Here is a 15,827-nt window from a genome sequence, read left to right as displayed (position 1 = left end):
GTGAGCGGCTCGCCGTCGGCGGTCGGCACTACGAAGTGCGGCCAGAAGAGCCGATAGCGGCACAGGGGGGACATGTCCTGTCTGTCCGAAATCGCCTGCCGTTAAGAGGTCCAGCAGCGACCACAACGACGCCGATGCAGTACGCCTACCAGGCGATTCACCGCGGAGGCAACCAAGATCGGCTCGCAAAACCACCCGAGTTAAGGGTTCCAGCAGCGCCTCACACGCCACTTCATCGAGCCAGAACGATAAAGTGAGGGTTTCCGCAAGTCACTGACCTGCGGAAACCCTCTCGCTGTCGGGACGGCCGGATTCGAACCGACGACCCCTTGACCCCCAGTAGTTGAGGGCCCCAGCGGCGTGCTCACGCACGTTCTCCCAGGTCACCGACCAGCATACTCAGCCAAGTAAAGGAGTCCATCCTCGCCGCCGTGGCGCCAAGACCAGCCCGCCGCCGTGGGGACTGCATCGGCAGGTCGTTGCGTAATGGGATAGCTGCTGTCCGGCTCGGCCTCGGACCGGCGCTCGGCAACGGTGGGCTTCCAGCCGCTGCTGGAGATCTCGGTGTACCCGGGGGGGTGCGGGCATCGAACGGATCGCCTGCCAGCGACGCGCCGCGACACCAGGCGGGGTCGTAGCCGAGCTACGAGGCGCAGGTTGACAGCGGATGCCAGCAGACGATGCACCAGAGCCGCGTTCACACTGATGAGATTCGAGCGCCGGCCAGTTGGCGAGGCAGGCACGCGTTTTGCGCAACCCATCTGGTAGAAGCTGAAACACTTGGAGTCACGTCGAGACTTCCCCACTGGGGTTGGGTTTCGGCAATGCTGCCACTGTCGTTACGTCCCGTGGCAGGAGACGGAAGGTGCACACGTTGCTGTTGCTACTCTCGTGGACTGCGCTTGCTGTCGGGATTGCCGGCTCCGCCGCTGTCGTTGCCGACAACCTCATTCTCGGGTATCGCCAGCCGGTCAAGCTCATGGAGTTGGTCTGGCCGGTCACCGCGCTTTACATCGGCCCGGCAGCTGTCGTGGCTTATTGGAAGTGGGGCCGACCGCGGTCTCACCAATGGCGGCAGCGACACGGCCCCCCGCCCAAGAGACCGCGACAGGCCGATTTTCTAATCCAACTCTGTCACGATGGCAGCCACTGCGCCCTCGGCACCATCCTCGCTGGGGCGGCCGTCTTCGCCATTGGCATCGATACATCCGGCGGCAAGCGGTGGGTCGAGTACACCTCCGGCTACTTCATGGCGGTGGCCATAGGCGTCGTGTTCCGATACTCCGCCGAGGCTCAGCGACGTCGACGTAGGATATGGGCCGCAATAAAGGCCTTTGCCAGGGCCGACTTGCCGGGCGTGTCCGCCTTCGAATTAACTCTATTCATTTGGCTGGCGCTGGCGGAACACGCCATTTTCCCGGCGGCCCCCCTGCACAGCATTCCGGTTTACTGGTTCTTTACCCAGATCGGACTGATCGCCGGTTTCATTGCAGCCTGGCCGACAAACCTGTGGCTGGCCCACCACAGAATCAAGGCGGAACCGCCCGACGCGTTCGAGTAGGTGGCCCCGCCGCCTGCTCTCACCGGCGAGGAGCAGGCCGAACGCCAGAATCGTGCTGCCACGCTGGCGGCCGAATCTCGTCCAGTCATCGGTACCGGCCGTCGTAGCGGACTCCGCTCCAGGTATCCGTGAAGCTGACGCCCACCCGCACTCCGTCCTCGACGATCCACCGAACCGTGTACGCCACCCGGTACGTCGGCGGCCAGAATGAAGAGAAGGTCCCGTCACCCGTAACGGACCACTCGCCAGCCGACGGTGTGCCCCTGTCGACGTAAGTCGTACGACCACCCGCCGTGAACGATTGAGTTGCACCCGTCGTGGAACACAAGCTGTGCAGCGGTCCGGGCGGCGATCATTTCCACCGCATCGACCGGCTGGCCATCGACAACGTTCCCACCGGAGGGAACAGGGTCCATCGAACCCTCCTGACATCGGGCAAGACACTGACCGCCGTCATCTGGCAGCGGCTACGACATGTCGAACGACCAACTCGGAACAATTTCTAGTCGCACCCTATGGACGCTATCGTCCATCATACTCTCACGGTTGAGGCATCTGCCAGATAGGGACGCACCGCCACGACCCTCAGGCGCGCTGCCGCTGCTCCGAACCACCGACGGCCAGCGAGGCTTGCGGACCGGTGCCACGCCAGCCTATTTTGGACGCGATAGTCCAGTTGACATATCCGGGATTGCGGGCGACCACGTCCCTACCGCGGAGAATCTCATCACCGGGGCACTCGCTGACGATGAGGTCATGGGCGGGTACCACATCGACATCCACCGGGCCGAGTGGAAGCACGGGTGGCAGCGGGATCGCGGCCGCTCGGCCGCTTTGGGGAGGGACGCATGGCAGTGATCACCCGCGGCTTCGGTGGCCGCAGACGCGACGACACCGACCTCCCGCCCGGCCAGTACCGCACGGACGACTTCCCGGTGCTGTCGGCGGGACCGACACCGCGCATCGGCCTCGACGAGTGGGAGCTCGCCGTCGTCACCGAGACCGGCGAGCGGAGCACGTGGTCATGGGCGGAGTTCACCGCCCTCCCTGCCGACGAGCCGACCGTTGACATCCATTGCGTCACGCACTGGTCGAAGTTCGGCACGAGCTGGCGAGGCGTCTCGGTGGACACGTTGCTGGCCGACGTCGAGACTGCGGCCGAGTACGCCGTCGCCCACTCCTACGGCGGCTACACCACGAACGTCCCGCTCGAGGACCTTCTCGACGGCCAGGCCTGGGTGGCGTACGAGTTCGACGGCGAGCCGCTGGTGCCGGTGCACGGCGGGCCGGCTCGCCTCCTCATTCCTCACCTCTACTTCTGGAAGAGCGCGAAATGGCTGCGCGCACTGGAACTACGTCTCGACGACGAGCCCGGGTTCTGGGAGACGGCCGGCTACCACAACTACGGTGACCCATGGCGCGAGCAGCGGTACCGGGCAGACTGACCTGGCAGCCGGCGACCGTCGCCGCCACGCGGGCGGAGACTGCGACGGCGCGGACCCTGGTCCTCGACGTCGACGGCTGGACAGGTCACGTGCCGGGCCAGCACGTTGACGTCCGGTTGACGGCTCCCGACGGCTACACGGCGTACCGCAGCTACTCGATCTCGTCCGCCCCGGGGCCCTACCGCCTCGAGGTGACCGTCCAGGCGGTGACCGACGGTGAGGTCTCGCCGTACCTCGTCGACGTTGCAGAGCCGGGTGACCAACTCGAGATCCGTGGACCGCTCGGCGGCTGGTTCGTACGCCGACCCGCCGATCCGCGCCCGGCGTTGCTGATCGGCGGCGGGTCCGGCGTGGCACCCCTGATGTCGATGGTGCGTGCGGCGACGAATCCCACCAGGCTGCTCTACTCGACCCGATCCCCGTCCGATGCGCTGTTCACCGCGGATCTTGCTACTGCACGAGCCGCAGGCGATGGGCACGTCGCCGTCACACACGTCTATACCAGGGTCGCGCCCCCCGGCTGGCCGGCCCCACCCCGACGACTGGACGCGGACGCCCTCGCCCGCGCCGCCTGGCCCCGCGATGCCGACGCTGTGGCGTTCGTCTGCGGGCCCACCGGATTCGTCGAGATCGTTGCCGACCTCCTCGTCGACATGGGCCACGATCCCGCGAACATCCGCACTGAACGTTTCGGACCCACCGGAGGATGACCATGTCGACCACCAACGTCGGAGCCGACGACGCACCTTGGGTGGACGGTAACGCCCTCGCCGGACCGCTCGGCGAGATCATGGGGACCGACCTCACCGTTGCCGAGCTCACCTGCGCCGGGTGCCGGACGACCCGTCCGCTGGCCGCGATGCGCGTGTTCGACCGAGCGCCCGGCCTCGTCGCCCGATGTCCCGGCTGCGAGGATGTCGTCATGCGCGTGGTGCGCACGGCCGGCCGCATCCTGGTCGACCTGCGTGGGTCGCTCGTCCTCAGCCTCTCGGTGCCGACTGCCTGAGCGCTAGGAATCCGGGCAATCGTGGCGAACCGGCTGATGCCAACGTCTCCGACGTCGGTTACGCAATATTCCGAGGCGGGATACTCCTGCCACTTCATCCGACCTGGCTGGGCACTCCCAGGTCGTTGACCAGACGCGTGATTCAGGAGACAACATGGCGGGCAACGCCGAGGACATGATCACGCTGACCAGTGCCGAGCAAGATTCTGGTGGCTCGAACCTGTCGGGAGCCACCGCGCCCGACGCGGATGACCTCGTCATCACCAACAACAGCGCGCTCGGCATCTACGAGGCCGCGATAGGGGGCGGACAGCCGCTGGGCTCGTCTACAGCAAGGTCAGGAGCCGCGTCATACTGTTGGCGACAACCGTGCTCCCCGAGTTTTGGGGAGAAGGGAGTAGCCGCCAGGCTCATCGGCGGCGTCCTCGACGAGCTGCGCACGCAAGGAAAGACCGCCACCGTCACGTGTCCGTTCGCGGCAGCATTCGTCGATGCTCATCCGAAATATGCCGACGTTCTAGACCCGGCCTTCCCTCGGTCGCACACAGCCGGGCATGGGCATTGAGCACGCGTCGTCGCGTCTGAACGCGCGCCGACCGCTGAGAAGGTTCAGGCGTCCCCAACGGCGGGGTACATCGCGTGAAGGCTAGGTGGGCGCCGGCGACGAGTACCGCGACGCGCTCGGCAAGCTCGTCAACGTCGCGCTGGAGCAGCGCCAGTTGGCCAGGGCGCGCAAGGACCACGCGACGGCCGACGCTCTGCGGGACGGGCTGGCGGCGGCCGGGGTCGCCGGCGAGGACACGCCGAGCGGGCCGCGCTGGTCGCCCGGACGGTGAATTGGTCGATGGATCGGGCCGCCGAGGCGGCGGGCGCGGCGCGTGCTCCTCGAGGTGGCCGACCTGCGGATGCTGCCGGGCGTACGTGTCCGCCGGGCTCGGGGTCGCGGTGGTGCCCGACGTCGTGCCGCTCGCCGTACACCGACCGGGTAGGCATCCCGTGTAGGCGAACTGGTCGGCACGGGTGTAATCGCTAATCTCACCATCGAGCGCGACCACGTGCGGGGCGGCCGAGCCACGGTCTCGCCGAATTACTGGTGGTTTCCCCGCGGGCGCGGGCTGCGGACGCGTACGGGCACGGTCCGCAGCCCCGCCGGCGTGATCCCGGCGTAACGTTTCGAGGGTCAGTTGCGGCCGACCATGACGTCGACGTTGGCGATGGCACCGATCATCCGGCTCGATTTGTCCTACAGCAGGAACGACACCGCGTTCGTGATGTCCTTCGGGCTGCCGGGAGCTGGTTACGCGGGCGCCCGCGCAGGTAGCGGACCAGTCCGATGACGTCTTCCGGGTACGAGTCGCCCGAACTGGCCACGCGGTTAACGTTGATCCACAAGGAGGGCAGGACCGCTCGCTGTCCCCGAGCCCTTACGGACGAACGCGGATGATCGTCTTCCCGGTGATCCGATCGGTCGGATTCAAAGCGGCGACGGAAGTCGCGGCTGATGGTAACGATCGGAATCGTGTCGTCGCATCCGCCCGAGCTGTCCTTCCGGCCACTGAGCGCCGGCGCACGGACATGACCACCCGCGGCTTCACGTTCGTCGCCGATGAACGGCACAACGGAGCGAGATCGTGACATTGAAGTAAGACGGCGCCGCGAACCGACACTAAACAGTCGGACCATAACGCCGTTCGTTGTGCCCACCTACAGCGAGCGTCGAACCACACACAGAAGGAGCAAGAAAATGAATGACACCAAGCAGTCCACCGAAGATCTGGCGATCCTCGAGCAGCTCAACCTTGACTACAACCATGCGGACCAGGCCAGCGATGCCAAGCGCTTCAGTGAGTTTCTTGCTGATGATTTCATCGTGCAGACACCGGGTGTCACCCGCAACCGCGACGAGCCGGTCGAACGAGGCTCCTGGTCGCGAGACATCTTTACACTCGGGTAGGGACCACACGAGAGCCAAGGGATAGTTCAGGACGACAGAAAGGCGTAGCTCGATGCTCAACACGGCACCAGAGACCAACGTGGCCGGCCGGGGCAGAACGCTCCGGCTGACCTTCATATCTGCGGTGGTCTCCCTGGTGGCCGCGTTTGCCGCTGTGGGCTCGACGATCCCGCTGTTCAACATCTATCGGGCCGAGGACGGGTTCACCAACGCCGGCATCTCGGTGACCGTCGTCGCGTACTCCGCCGCCACTCTGACCACGCTGCTGGTGCTGGGGCGACTGTCCAATCATCTCGGCCGACGGCCCACCTCGATCGCCAGCCTCGTCCTGCTCCTCTTGGGGTGTGTGCTGCTGTTGAACCGTGCCCGACATCGGCATCCTGACCACCGGCCGGCTCCTGATGGGCCTTGGTGCCGGGCTGGCCAGTAGCAGCCTCACTGCGTACATCGTCGACGCCGCACCCGCCAGGCCTGCGTGGTTGGCCTCTGTCGCCTCCAGCCAGACAGTCATGCTTGGCCTCGCCGTCGGCGCCATCGCCTCCGGCGCCCTGGTTCAGTTCGGGCCGTGGCCACGCGACCTCGTCTTCCTGGTTGTCATCGGCCTCCTCCTCCTGTCTGTCGGTCTCATTGCCGTCAGCCCGGAGACCGTGACTCGGATGCCGGGTGCTTGGCGATCGCTGCGACCCCGGGTCTACGTGCCGGCCCGGGTCAGGCATCTGCTCCCCGTCGCGTCGGCGGTGTTCCTGGCCACCTGGGCGGCCGGGGCCTTCTACCAAGCGTTCGTGCCTGCGCTGGTCGAGGATCAGCTCCACACCAGCAGCCCGCTCCTCGTCGGATTGGTGTTCGCCGCCTCGGCCGTGAGCGGGACGCTGACCGTTTTCGTCGAGGCCCATCGATCGCCGGGCGGATCGGCGCGGTGGGACAGAACCGGATCGGCGCCCTGCTCCTTCTCGTGCGGACGCTTACGGCGATCGTCTGGGCCAACGAGTCCCTGACGTCGTATGACGCGTTCTGGAAGACCCATCTGATGGTCGGCGTCGGCGACCTGCAGCTGGAATTCAACCTGCACGCGCTCGTGAACGACGCGCTGATGGCGCTTCTCTTCTTCACTGTCGGACTCGAAGTGCGACGGGAGATCGCCATTGGGGAGCCGACGAACTGGTCCCGCGCCCTGGTCCCCGTCGCCGCCGCGATCGCGGGGCTGGTGGGTGCCTGCACTCCTTTTCGGCCTCATCGCAAGGGGCTCCGGAAACGAGCATGCGTCGGGAATGGTGATCTCGACCGACACTGCCTTCCTCGTGGGAGCGCTGGCCCTGATCGGCCCGCGCGCCCCCTGGGTGCCTGCGTGTCTTTCTCCTCGCTCTCGCGGTCGTCGACGGCATCGGGGCGCTTAGCATCATCGCGCTGGTCTACACCGAGAACTTCACACCGTTGCCGCTCCTCATCGCCGCAGCCGGACTCGTCGGCGTGTACTTCAAGCGCTATCTCCGCAGCGGCCGCGGGCGCGTGTACGCATCGCTCGCGATCGTGTGGTTGGCCTTCCTCGCTTCGGGCGTGCACCCGACCCTCGCGGGTGTCGCGATGGCACTGCTCGTCCCCGTGTACCGGCCCACCGCACCGATATGCGCGTACTTTCCGCCAGTCGCCCAACACCGAGTACGCCGCGCCGCTGCGAACAGCCTGCGCGAATCTATCTCGATCAACGAGTGCCTCCAGTCGGCCTACGCCCCGTATGTCGCGTACGTCATCCTTCCGCTGTTCGCCCTCGTCAACTGAGTGAGGTCGTCCAGCGGGTGCGGGACGGGCGGCTGCGGACAAACATCGCCACCGCGGCGGCTCTCGATGATGCCGTTGCCGCTTTCAACCCGACCGAGCGCGTCAAGGGAAAGACGATCATCCGCGTGCGCCCATAAGAACGCGGCACACCGAGACGCAAGCATGACCGGAGCGGGAGCGAGAAGTACGTCGACAGCTGCGCCTACGCCTCTGTCGACGGCATGCGGCTGGACGAGTACGACTGCCGCCGCGACCCGGGACCGATCTGATGACCATTAACGAAGGGACACCCACATAACCGGCCCAGCCGAGCCGACCCGCCACGCCTTCGAGTACCCCGACAAGGCCGGACACCCCGACGAGAAAGGCACAGTCAGTCAGGACCAGGCCGTCCTCATCGACGAGGTCCTCGATGATCCCCATGCCCCCGCATTCGACTTCGCCGTCGTCAACGACGAGAAAGCCGGCATCTACGACGCCATCGTCGGCGACCGCGAGATCGCCGGGCTGACCTACAATGTCGCCGGCGACGACCGACTCGTGCTGCTGGCCGCCTTGGTGTACCCCGAGTTCCGCAAACAGGGCATCGCCACCGAACTGATCCGACGCGTCCTGGACGACGTGCGCGCGCAAGGCAAGACCGTTACCATCCTGTGCCCAATCGTGCGCACCTTCATGGAGCACAACCCCGAGTACGCCGACCTCATCGACCCTGAGCACCCGGGAGTGACCAAAGGGTTCACACCGGTCCTAAACCCACCTATTAGTACTCCGGCCGGGGATCGTGATTACGGTTCGATGAGGGCTTGTCGGGCGTAGTGGCTGTTTCTGGCTCGGGCTTGGTGGCGGCGTCGGCGGATCGACCAGAGCAGTGGGTCGGTTCGGCGGCGGGCAGGTTCGATGATCAGGACGTGGAACAGGTGACGTAGCTCGTTGACGGTCAGCGGGATCAGCTCGATGGGGTCGGGCCGGTCGCGGTGAGCTGTAGCGGCGGCGAGGAAGGCGTGGGCGAGGATCGCCAGAGTGGTCCACCGGTGCCAGGACGTCCAGCGGCGGTGTTGATGCTGGTCCAGACCGAGGCCGGTCTTAGCGGCTTGGAACGACTCTTCGATCTTCCATCGACGCCCGGCAACCGTGACCAGGGTGCGCAGCGCGGTGAGTTCGGGTGACCAGCAACGATAAAAGGCCAGCTCGCCGGTGGTGCGGTTGCGGCGAATCAGCAGCCAGTGGTGCCCGCCGTGGCTGTCCGCGGCGTGAGGCAGGGCGGTGAAAGACCAGTCGTAGTAGCGGTGGCCTTTAGCGCCGGGGCCGGCCGACATCCGCTGCCAAGCCGAAGCGGGGAGTCCGGCGGCCAGCACATCAGCGTGATAGACGCCCAGACCGGTGGTCACCTGATGTGAACGGGCCACCGCCAGGACGTAGCCCAATCGCAGCGTGCGCAGCTTGGCGGCCAAGCGCGGGTCGCCCCCGTAGGCTTCGTCGCCGGCCACCCAGCGGCAGGGCAACCCGGCAAGGACCGCGGCGTCGATCATTCGGGTTGCCAGTTGCGGCTTGGTCGCGAACCGCACCTGTTCGGGGACACCCGCCTCGGACCGCCGCTGCGGGTCATCGCACCAGGATTTGGGCAGGTAGAGGGCTGCGTCCAGCATCGCGTGGACAGTTTCGGTGGCGTAGACCAGATGCACGGCAAGCTGGCAGTTCTCGATCTTCCCGGCCGTGCCGGAGTACTGCCGCTGGACTCCGACGGTGTGCCGGCCCTTCTTCAGGTCACCGGTCTCGTCGATGACCAGCACCGCGTCGGCATCACCAAGCTGCTCGGCGATGAACCCGCGGACATCGGCACGGACCGCGGCATCGTCCCACTTCACCCGGGTCAACAAGTCCTGCATCCCGTCCGGGGCCGCATCACCAGCGTGCTCGGCGATGGTCCAGCAGTTCTTACGCGGTAGCGGCGCCAGCAGTCCCCGCACCAAGTCACCAACTCGACGTCGGGGCTCCGGCCTGCGGAAACGCTGCCCGATGGTCAACATGAGGTCGTCGAACAACACCCGCCATCGCTGGGCGTCTACCCTGTATCCGGCAGCCACCGCTGCGTCATGGTCAGTCCACACAACCGTCCATGATCGACGGTGGCTGCCTTCGTGCCCGGACCGCATCAGACCCCAGCTCAGCGAAGGTCAACATCCCCGGCTGGAGTATTAGCTCCCCAACAGAAAGGGTGACGGTGACGATCAATCTCGACGCCGAGGCGGTCGCCCGTGACGTAAACAACGCGGCGATCATCGCCACTTTGGACAAGTCAGGTCCTAGCCTCGGCCCTTCATTAAGGGCGGGACTGTACAAATAACGGCTGATCGACCGATCAAGGGAGAGACGCCAGATGACGACCGAGACCACCGTGGGACAGCCGGCCGTTGAGCCGGTGGGTGCGGTCACGGATGAGCAGTTGATCGCGATGCTGGTCGATCGGGCTCGTGGTGACGGGCTGAAGCTGACCGGTGACGGCGGTCTGCTGCAGCAGTTGACCAAGCGGGTCCTCGAATCCGCGCTGGACGGTGAGATCACCGATCACGTCGGTTACGACAAGCACGACTGCGCAGGTCGGGGTAGCGGTAACACCCGTAACGGCAGCCGGACCAAGACGGTCTTGACCGACGTCGGGCCGGTCGAGGTCCGTGTTCCACGGGACGCGGCGGGGACGTTCGAGCCGCAGATCGTGCGTAAGCGCCAGCGGCGCCTGTCCGGGGTCGATGACATGGTGCTGTCGTTGTCGGCCAAGGGCCTGACGCACGGGGAGATCGCCGCTCACCTGGCCGAGGTGTATGGCACCGAGGTGTCGAAGCAGACCATCTCCACGATCACCGACAAGGTCATGGAGGGGATGGCGGAGTGGCAGAACCGGCCCCTGGACCGGGTCTACCCGGTCGTGTTCATCGATGCCATCAACGTGAAGATCCGCGATGGTCAGGTCGCGAACCGGCCGATCTACGTCGTCATGGCGGTCACCGTCGACGGGCACCGCGACATCCTCGGGATCTGGGCCGGTGACGGCGGCGAAGGCGCGAAGCACTGGCTGCACGTGCTCACGGAGCTGAAGAACCGCGGTGTCCAGGACGTGTTGATGCTCGTCTGTGACGGGCTCAAGGGCCTGCCGGACGCCGTCGCGACGGTGTGGCCGCGCACGATCGTGCAGACCTGCGTGGTTCACCTGCTGCGCAACTCGTTCCGGTACGCGGCTCGCCAGGACTGGGACAAGATCGCCAAAGCGCTCAAGCCGGTCTACACCGCGGCGACCGAGGACGCCGCGACCGAACGGTTCCTCGAGTTCGCCGAGACCTGGGGCCGAAAGTATCCGGCGATCGTCAGGCTATGGGAGAACGCCTGGGCCGAGTTCGTACCCTTCCTCGCCTTCGACGTGGAGATCCGCAAGGTCATCTGCTCCACCAACGCCATCGAGTCAGTCAACGCCCGCATCCGCAAGGCCGTCCGAGCCCGCGGGCACTTCCCCAACGAGCAAGCCGCCCTCAAGTGCGTGTACATGGCCTTGATGAGCCTCGACCCCACCGGCGCCGGCCGCCGGCGATGGACGATGCGCTGGAAGGCACCGCTGAACGCCTTCCAGATCGCCTTCGAAGGCCGACTCACCCCGGCCAACGACTAACCACCTCAACAACCAAGATCAGCCGTTAACTTGACAGACCCGACGTGTACCGGCCTCGCCACGAGGTGGCAGGGTATTTCATCGGCAGGTGGGGTTCGATCGGGCGGTCGCCGAGGACGTGTGCCTCGATGAGGACGCCGACGGTGAGGTCCTCGTCGTTGCGGCCGGCCACGTAAGGGCGCCATGCGCCGGTGCGGGCGCTGCTCGGATGAGGGGCAACAGCGCTCTGGGCGCGGTCGGCGTCAGCGTGATCAGTCGGCGGAGGGCGGGACGCGGAACGAAGCGGGATCGACGGGACGGCTCTGCTTCGGCAGGCCGGCGACGACGAGGAGGTACGACTCGGTCACGAGATTGTCGACAAGCGCGGGCTCGACGTCCGCACCCGCCCGCACCGTGATCCAGTGCTTCTTGTTCATGTGGTAGCCGGGCGAGATGCTCGCGTGAGCTGCGCGGAGCGACTCCGCGTCGGATGGATCCGCTTTCAGGATCACGACGGGCTCGCCGGGCATGGACGTCTGCAGCATGAACACCTTGCCGCCGACTTTCCATACCTCCCAGTCGCCGGTGAACTGGTGTGTGTGCTCGGAGCCGGAAAGCTCGGCGGCGCAGGCCGCGGCTCGATCCTGCACTGCCTTATCAATCTGCATCTTGACCTCCTCGAAGTCCTTTGGGGGTCGATTGCCTGGCGTCCGTCGAGGAGGTGCGGACGCCGGGCAACCGAGTCGAAGTGAACGGGGCCGGCACCGCGGTCCGATGTCCGCCCCGTCCGTCACATGTGGGTGAAAATCTTCTCCGCGTCGAACCGCGAGACCGGCTGGCGGGAGACCCGAGCCTCGTCGGGGTAGCCGAGCACCAGAAGCAGCGTGGTCGTGTAGTCGGTGTCGGTCAGGTCGAAGGCCGCGTCCACGGTCGTGCGGTCGAAGCCCTCCATCGGCGTCGCGTCCACCCCGAGGGATGCGGCGGCCATCATCGTGGCGCCGACGACGAGGTAGGTGTTCTTCTCAAGCCAGTGGAGCACGTCCCCGCCATAGTTCTTCGTCTGGATCTCCACGAAGTTGGAGGCGCCCGCCTCCCATCCCTTCTGGATCTCCGGGTCGGCGAAGCGCCCGTCGGCGCGCTCCTTCTCGAAGATCTCCTGCAGGTGCGTGTCGGGGATGTCCTTGCGCGTCGTGAAGACGATGGCGTGCGACGCGTTGCGCACCTTCTCCGCGTTGTCCGCGAAGCGGCCGACCAGTGCGTCCGCGAGCTTGTCCTTGCCATCCTGCGTCTCCAGCACGTGGAAACGGTTCGGCTGGATGTTGATCGTCGTCGGCGAGGTGCGCAGGTAACGCAGCAGCTGCTGGAACGTCTCCTCCGGGATCCTCTTGCTCGGGTCGAAGTAGCGGGTGAGGTGCTTCGTCATCAGCTTGTCGAGATTCAACATCATGCTTTCTTTTTTGTTTAAACGGCGGGTGGAGAGGAAAGTCAGGCCGACTGGTGGTCGGCGCCGGGGACGTCGACGACGGCGTCGCTGACGTTGTTGAGGTAGTTCGTGAGCAGGGTGACGACCACGATCGTGACGATCGCCTGGATCTCCGGGTCGATATACCCGACCTCGCGGATCGCTGCGAGGCCCTCGTCGCTGACCTGGCCACGCGTCTCGATCACGTGCTGCGCGAACTTCGCGACGGCGGCGCGCTTCGGGTCGCTGGACGTGCCCGTGCGGGCGAGCTCAATCTCCTCCGCCGACATACCGCCGAGGTTCGACGAGATGAAACCGTGGAGTGCCTGGCAGTAGTGGCAGCCGTTCGACTGAGAGACCGCGAGGGCGATCGTGTGGCGCGTCTTCGCGTCCAGGAGCTTCGCGATGCTTCCCTGCAGGCCCATCACGATCTCGAGCACGGTCGGGTTCGCGGCGAGCGTGGTGAACATGCTGGGCGCGAAGCCGAACTGCTTCGCGATGGCGTCGAGGGTGCCCTGCGTCTTCGCGTCCATGTCGGCGCGCGCGGGAGCGGTCAGGCGAGACATGGTGACGAACCTCCGGGTGACTTTGCTGGACGATTTCGTCCACTCGCTTGAGTGAACACGATCGAAAATGGGTTTTCAAGCCCAGTCTGCGTAACGTTGATTACATGCAGGTGAACAACGGGGCGGACGTAGCCCAGAAGCTCATTTCAAGGGCCAGGCCACGCGCGAGCGAATACTGGAGCACGCGGCCGCCGCGTGACTTTACTGGACGATTTCGTCCACTCCCTCGAGTGAACACCATCGGGAATGGGTTGTCGAGCCCAGTTTGTGTATGTTGATCACATGCAGGTGAACAACAGGGCGGATGCAGCCCAGAAGCTCACTCCCAAGGGCCAGGCCACCCGCGAGCGAATACTGGAGCACGCGGCGGCGTTGATCTACGGCAAAGGGGTCCACGCAACCAACAACGAGCTCGTCCGCCGCGCTGCAGGCGTGAGTGGATCGCAGTTGAGTCACTACTTCCCCACCAAGGAGAGCCTCGTCCTGGCGGTCATCGACTGGCACGCCGACAGCGTCCTCGGCTTCCATCGCAGCGAACGGTTTGCCAGCTTCGACACCGTCGAGGCGTTCCAGGACTGGACGGACTTCTACGTCCTTTCGGGGCGTCCGTTCGAGGACGGCTGCAGCCTCGGCTCGCTCGCGAGCGAGGTCGTCAAAACCGATCTCGACGTGCACGACCGGCTCGCGGAGGTGTTCGCGCAGTGGCGCGAGATCTTCCGCGTCGGGCTCGATCGCATGCGGCAACTCGGCCGCATCGACGCGTCCGCCGACCCCGCGCGGCTCGCCGACATGTTCCTCGCGGCGTATCAAGGCGGCATGCTCCTCGCTCAGGTCGCCCGGGACATCGGCCCCCTGCAGGAAGCGCTCTCTGCGGCGGTTGACCATCTGCGGACGTTCGTGACGTCTGACGACCAGCACATGGGCTGACGCGGCGCATCCGAGCCTCGGTGTCGGAGCGCGGAAGGAGGTCTGGCGAGCTGTTAGCAGAATCGGACGGCTCGCCAACATCCAGCCTCACGAATTCATGATCCTCTACGGCGCCGTCGGCGTCGGGAAACCCACGTCGCCCAGGCCATGGGACACCTGGCCATCCGGGCCGGTGCCGAAGTCCGATTCCACAAAACCAGCCGCATCCTCGCCGACCTCGCCGGCGGCCACGCCGACCGCACCTTCGACAAACGCCTGGCCGCACACGTCAAAGCCGACCTGCTGATCCTGGACGACTTCGCGATGCGCGAGTTCACCCCCGGCCAGGCCGACGAACTCTACGAACTGATTTCCTAACGCATCGCTGAAGGCCGCTCCAACGCGATCACCGCCAACCGGGCACCCCAGGACTGGTATCCGCTGTTCCCCAACCCCGTCGTCGCCGAATCGCTGCTCGACCGGCTGATCAACAACAGCCACCAGGTCTTCATGAACGGGCCTCCTACCGGCCGAGCAAACGCCCCAAGGCCCCGGCGACCAAGCAGGGAGCGGAACAACCGCAGCATCACCGTCCCAGCACCTCATCCCGACATCCCTGGCCGAGCCGAACGCGAGGCACTCAACGCCGCCCTGCTCGCCGCCGGCACCGAAACCGGCTTCTGGGACGACAACGGCCGCCCCGCACCCTGGCCCAACGACATCGATGACTAGACACCAACCACCAGCAGCATCCAGGGACCCCTCGACCAGATTGTCTAGCCTCGGTCTTTCATGAGTGATTGATCTTGGTGTTGTGGGTGCGGCTGGCGGTGTTTCTGCCGGTAGGCATGGTGTGGGCCCGACGCGTGGCCGGGTTCCTCGAAGCTGTTGCAGGGGCGGGATTCTGGTTCAGGAAAGCGGTCGGGGCAGGCTGGCGAGCCGCGTGAACGCGGTGATCATCTGGTCTGCCCAGGGCCAGCCGTCGGCGATGCGGAGCCAGGTCCGGCGTGCGGTGCGGGCGATCCGGGCTGGGACGTGCAGGAGTCGGTAGCGCAGTTTCTTCGGCTCCGCGCGGGCGAGGTCACCGTCGAGCAGCAGGTTTTGGGTCCAGGCGAGCAGGTCGATGCCGGTCAACGCCAACTGCAGCCAGGCCTGGTTGATCGCGAAGATTCGTGACGGAAACCGGCCGAAGCCGGTGGTTTTACCCGTGCGGATGCGGTCCTCGACGCGGGCATGGGCGCGGTGACGGGCCTCCAGGAACTGCAGGGATCCTTGACCGGGTGGGGTGTCGGTGGCGATGACCTGGTGCCGCATGCCGTTGACGGTGTCGAACAGCGACAACTGAGCGCCGGGGTGTGGTCGTTCCCGACGGGCGATCAGGCGGGTTCCGGCCGGGAAGCCGCTGGTGTCGGCCAGGCCGGTGAGCTCGCAGATTTCGGCGCCGTCACGCATGCCGCCGTCGGTGTTGATCGCGGGGGTCCAGTCGGTGGCCTGCTCGATCGCCGCCCGGA

The 15,827-nt window shown here is 66.0% G+C and carries 21 protein-coding genes and 2 pseudogenes; 17 read left to right on the top strand and 6 right to left on the bottom strand.

The features are described from left to right. Positions 1-865 precede the first annotated feature (865 nt). Positions 866-1,561 carry a DUF4396 domain-containing protein gene (locus ABZV00_RS32220; protein ID WP_355613221.1) on the top strand — a complete coding sequence of 232 codons (696 nt, stop codon included), beginning with the start codon at positions 866-868 and terminating at the stop codon, positions 1,559-1,561. A gap of 585 nt (positions 1,562-2,146) precedes the next feature. Here ABZV00_RS32220 and ABZV00_RS32215 read toward each other — a convergent pair. Continuing rightward, positions 2,147-2,344 (bottom strand): hypothetical protein, encoded by a 198-nt coding sequence (locus ABZV00_RS32215; RefSeq protein ID WP_355613219.1) that lies wholly within the window; start codon positions 2,342-2,344, stop codon positions 2,147-2,149. A gap of 65 nt (positions 2,345-2,409) precedes the next feature. Here ABZV00_RS32215 and ABZV00_RS32210 point away from each other — a divergent pair, with 65 nt between their 5' ends. The 13 genes and pseudogenes from ABZV00_RS32210 to ABZV00_RS32150 all read left to right on the top strand — a co-directional run bounded on the left by ABZV00_RS32210 (position 2,410) and on the right by ABZV00_RS32150 (position 8,561). Next, positions 2,410-3,006, top strand: coding sequence for a molybdopterin-dependent oxidoreductase (locus tag ABZV00_RS32210; RefSeq protein ID WP_355613217.1), 597 nt, complete (start codon positions 2,410-2,412; stop codon positions 3,004-3,006). Beyond that, the gene (locus ABZV00_RS32205; RefSeq protein WP_355613215.1) at positions 2,976-3,716 is read left to right on the top strand and encodes an FAD-binding oxidoreductase; all 741 of its coding nucleotides are present in this window, start codon (positions 2,976-2,978) and stop codon (positions 3,714-3,716) included. Before ABZV00_RS32210 ends, ABZV00_RS32205 begins: the two co-directional genes overlap by 31 nt. A gap of 2 nt (positions 3,717-3,718) precedes the next feature. Then, complete coding sequence (locus ABZV00_RS32200) at positions 3,719-4,012, top strand: DUF6510 family protein (RefSeq protein ID WP_355613213.1); 294 nt, start codon at positions 3,719-3,721, stop codon at positions 4,010-4,012. Positions 4,013-4,166: 154 nt separating this feature from the next. Continuing rightward, positions 4,167-4,577 carry a GNAT family N-acetyltransferase gene (locus tag ABZV00_RS32195; RefSeq protein ID WP_355613212.1) on the top strand — a complete coding sequence of 137 codons (411 nt, stop codon included), beginning with the start codon at positions 4,167-4,169 and terminating at the stop codon, positions 4,575-4,577. A gap of 124 nt (positions 4,578-4,701) precedes the next feature. Then, positions 4,702-4,848 (top strand): annotated as a pseudogene (locus ABZV00_RS32190) (cysteine--tRNA ligase); the annotation flags it as partial. A gap of 604 nt (positions 4,849-5,452) precedes the next feature. Further along, a complete protein-coding gene (locus ABZV00_RS32185) occupies positions 5,453-5,647 on the top strand; it encodes a hypothetical protein (protein WP_355613210.1) in 195 nt (64 codons plus the stop codon). A 109-nt stretch (positions 5,648-5,756) separates the two neighbouring features. Beyond that, positions 5,757-5,966 (top strand): hypothetical protein, encoded by a 210-nt coding sequence (locus tag ABZV00_RS32180; protein ID WP_355613208.1) that lies wholly within the window; start codon positions 5,757-5,759, stop codon positions 5,964-5,966. A gap of 52 nt (positions 5,967-6,018) precedes the next feature. Beyond that, the gene (locus ABZV00_RS32175) at positions 6,019-6,396 is read left to right on the top strand and encodes an MFS transporter (protein ID WP_355613206.1); all 378 of its coding nucleotides are present in this window, start codon (positions 6,019-6,021) and stop codon (positions 6,394-6,396) included. Beyond that, positions 6,368-6,961: a hypothetical protein gene (locus ABZV00_RS32170; protein ID WP_355613258.1), complete on the top strand. Its 594-nt coding sequence runs from the start codon at positions 6,368-6,370 to the stop codon at positions 6,959-6,961. Before ABZV00_RS32175 ends, ABZV00_RS32170 begins: the two co-directional genes overlap by 29 nt. After that, positions 6,883-7,113, top strand: a pseudogene (locus ABZV00_RS32165) (Na+/H+ antiporter NhaA); the annotation flags it as partial. The gene ABZV00_RS32170 and the pseudogene ABZV00_RS32165, both read left to right, overlap by 79 nt. Before the next feature lie 121 nt (positions 7,114-7,234). Further along, positions 7,235-7,360 (top strand): hypothetical protein, encoded by a 126-nt coding sequence (locus ABZV00_RS32160; protein WP_355613204.1) that lies wholly within the window; start codon positions 7,235-7,237, stop codon positions 7,358-7,360. Beyond that, complete coding sequence (locus tag ABZV00_RS32155) at positions 7,308-7,742, top strand: Na+/H+ antiporter NhaA (RefSeq protein WP_355613257.1); 435 nt, start codon at positions 7,308-7,310, stop codon at positions 7,740-7,742. Before ABZV00_RS32160 ends, ABZV00_RS32155 begins: the two co-directional genes overlap by 53 nt. A 294-nt stretch (positions 7,743-8,036) precedes the next feature. Then, positions 8,037-8,561, top strand: coding sequence for a GNAT family N-acetyltransferase (locus ABZV00_RS32150; RefSeq protein ID WP_355613255.1), 525 nt, complete (start codon positions 8,037-8,039; stop codon positions 8,559-8,561). Here the strand turns inward: ABZV00_RS32150 and ABZV00_RS32145 are convergent. Further along, entirely contained in the window at positions 8,531-9,772 is a 1,242-nt protein-coding gene (locus tag ABZV00_RS32145) for an IS701 family transposase (RefSeq protein WP_355613253.1), read from the bottom strand. The two genes, ABZV00_RS32150 and ABZV00_RS32145, sit on opposite strands and share 31 nt — an antisense overlap. Before the next feature lie 425 nt (positions 9,773-10,197). Here ABZV00_RS32145 and ABZV00_RS32140 point away from each other — a divergent pair, with 425 nt between their 5' ends. Continuing rightward, on the top strand, positions 10,198-11,403 hold the full coding sequence (locus tag ABZV00_RS32140; RefSeq protein ID WP_355613252.1) for an IS256 family transposase: 1,206 nt from the start codon (positions 10,198-10,200) through the stop codon (positions 11,401-11,403). A 251-nt stretch (positions 11,404-11,654) separates the two neighbouring features. Here ABZV00_RS32140 and ABZV00_RS32135 read toward each other — a convergent pair whose 3' ends face one another. From ABZV00_RS32135 to ABZV00_RS32125, 3 genes are all read right to left on the bottom strand, one after another. Beyond that, entirely contained in the window at positions 11,655-12,050 is a 396-nt protein-coding gene (locus ABZV00_RS32135; RefSeq protein WP_355613202.1) for an MmcQ/YjbR family DNA-binding protein, read from the bottom strand. Between the two features lie 122 nt (positions 12,051-12,172). Beyond that, positions 12,173-12,829, bottom strand: coding sequence for a nitroreductase family protein (locus ABZV00_RS32130; protein WP_238450151.1), 657 nt, complete (start codon positions 12,827-12,829; stop codon positions 12,173-12,175). A 38-nt stretch (positions 12,830-12,867) separates the two neighbouring features. Continuing rightward, the gene (locus ABZV00_RS32125; protein WP_355613200.1) at positions 12,868-13,410 is read right to left on the bottom strand and encodes a carboxymuconolactone decarboxylase family protein; all 543 of its coding nucleotides are present in this window, start codon (positions 13,408-13,410) and stop codon (positions 12,868-12,870) included. A 282-nt stretch (positions 13,411-13,692) separates the two neighbouring features. Here ABZV00_RS32125 and ABZV00_RS32120 point away from each other — a divergent pair, with 282 nt between their 5' ends. Both ABZV00_RS32120 and ABZV00_RS32115 read left to right on the top strand, forming a co-directional pair. Continuing rightward, positions 13,693-14,337, top strand: coding sequence for a TetR family transcriptional regulator C-terminal domain-containing protein (locus ABZV00_RS32120; protein WP_355613198.1), 645 nt, complete (start codon positions 13,693-13,695; stop codon positions 14,335-14,337). A 93-nt stretch (positions 14,338-14,430) separates the two neighbouring features. Next, positions 14,431-14,694, top strand: a complete 264-nt coding sequence (locus tag ABZV00_RS32115) for an ATP-binding protein (RefSeq protein ID WP_355613250.1) — start codon at positions 14,431-14,433, stop codon at positions 14,692-14,694. Positions 14,695-15,225: 531 nt separating this feature from the next. On the opposite strand, the gene ABZV00_RS32110 is transcribed toward ABZV00_RS32115, so the two are convergent. Then, on the bottom strand, positions 15,226-15,827 hold a 602-nt coding region (locus ABZV00_RS32110), incomplete at its 5' end, for a transposase (RefSeq protein ID WP_355613196.1).

It is taken from the genome of Micromonospora sp. NPDC005173, assembly GCF_040608515.1.
Taxonomy (GTDB): domain Bacteria; phylum Actinomycetota; class Actinomycetes; order Mycobacteriales; family Micromonosporaceae; genus Micromonospora.
The sequence above is the reverse complement of the archived record's forward strand: the minus strand, read 5'-3'. Positions and strand labels throughout refer to the sequence as shown.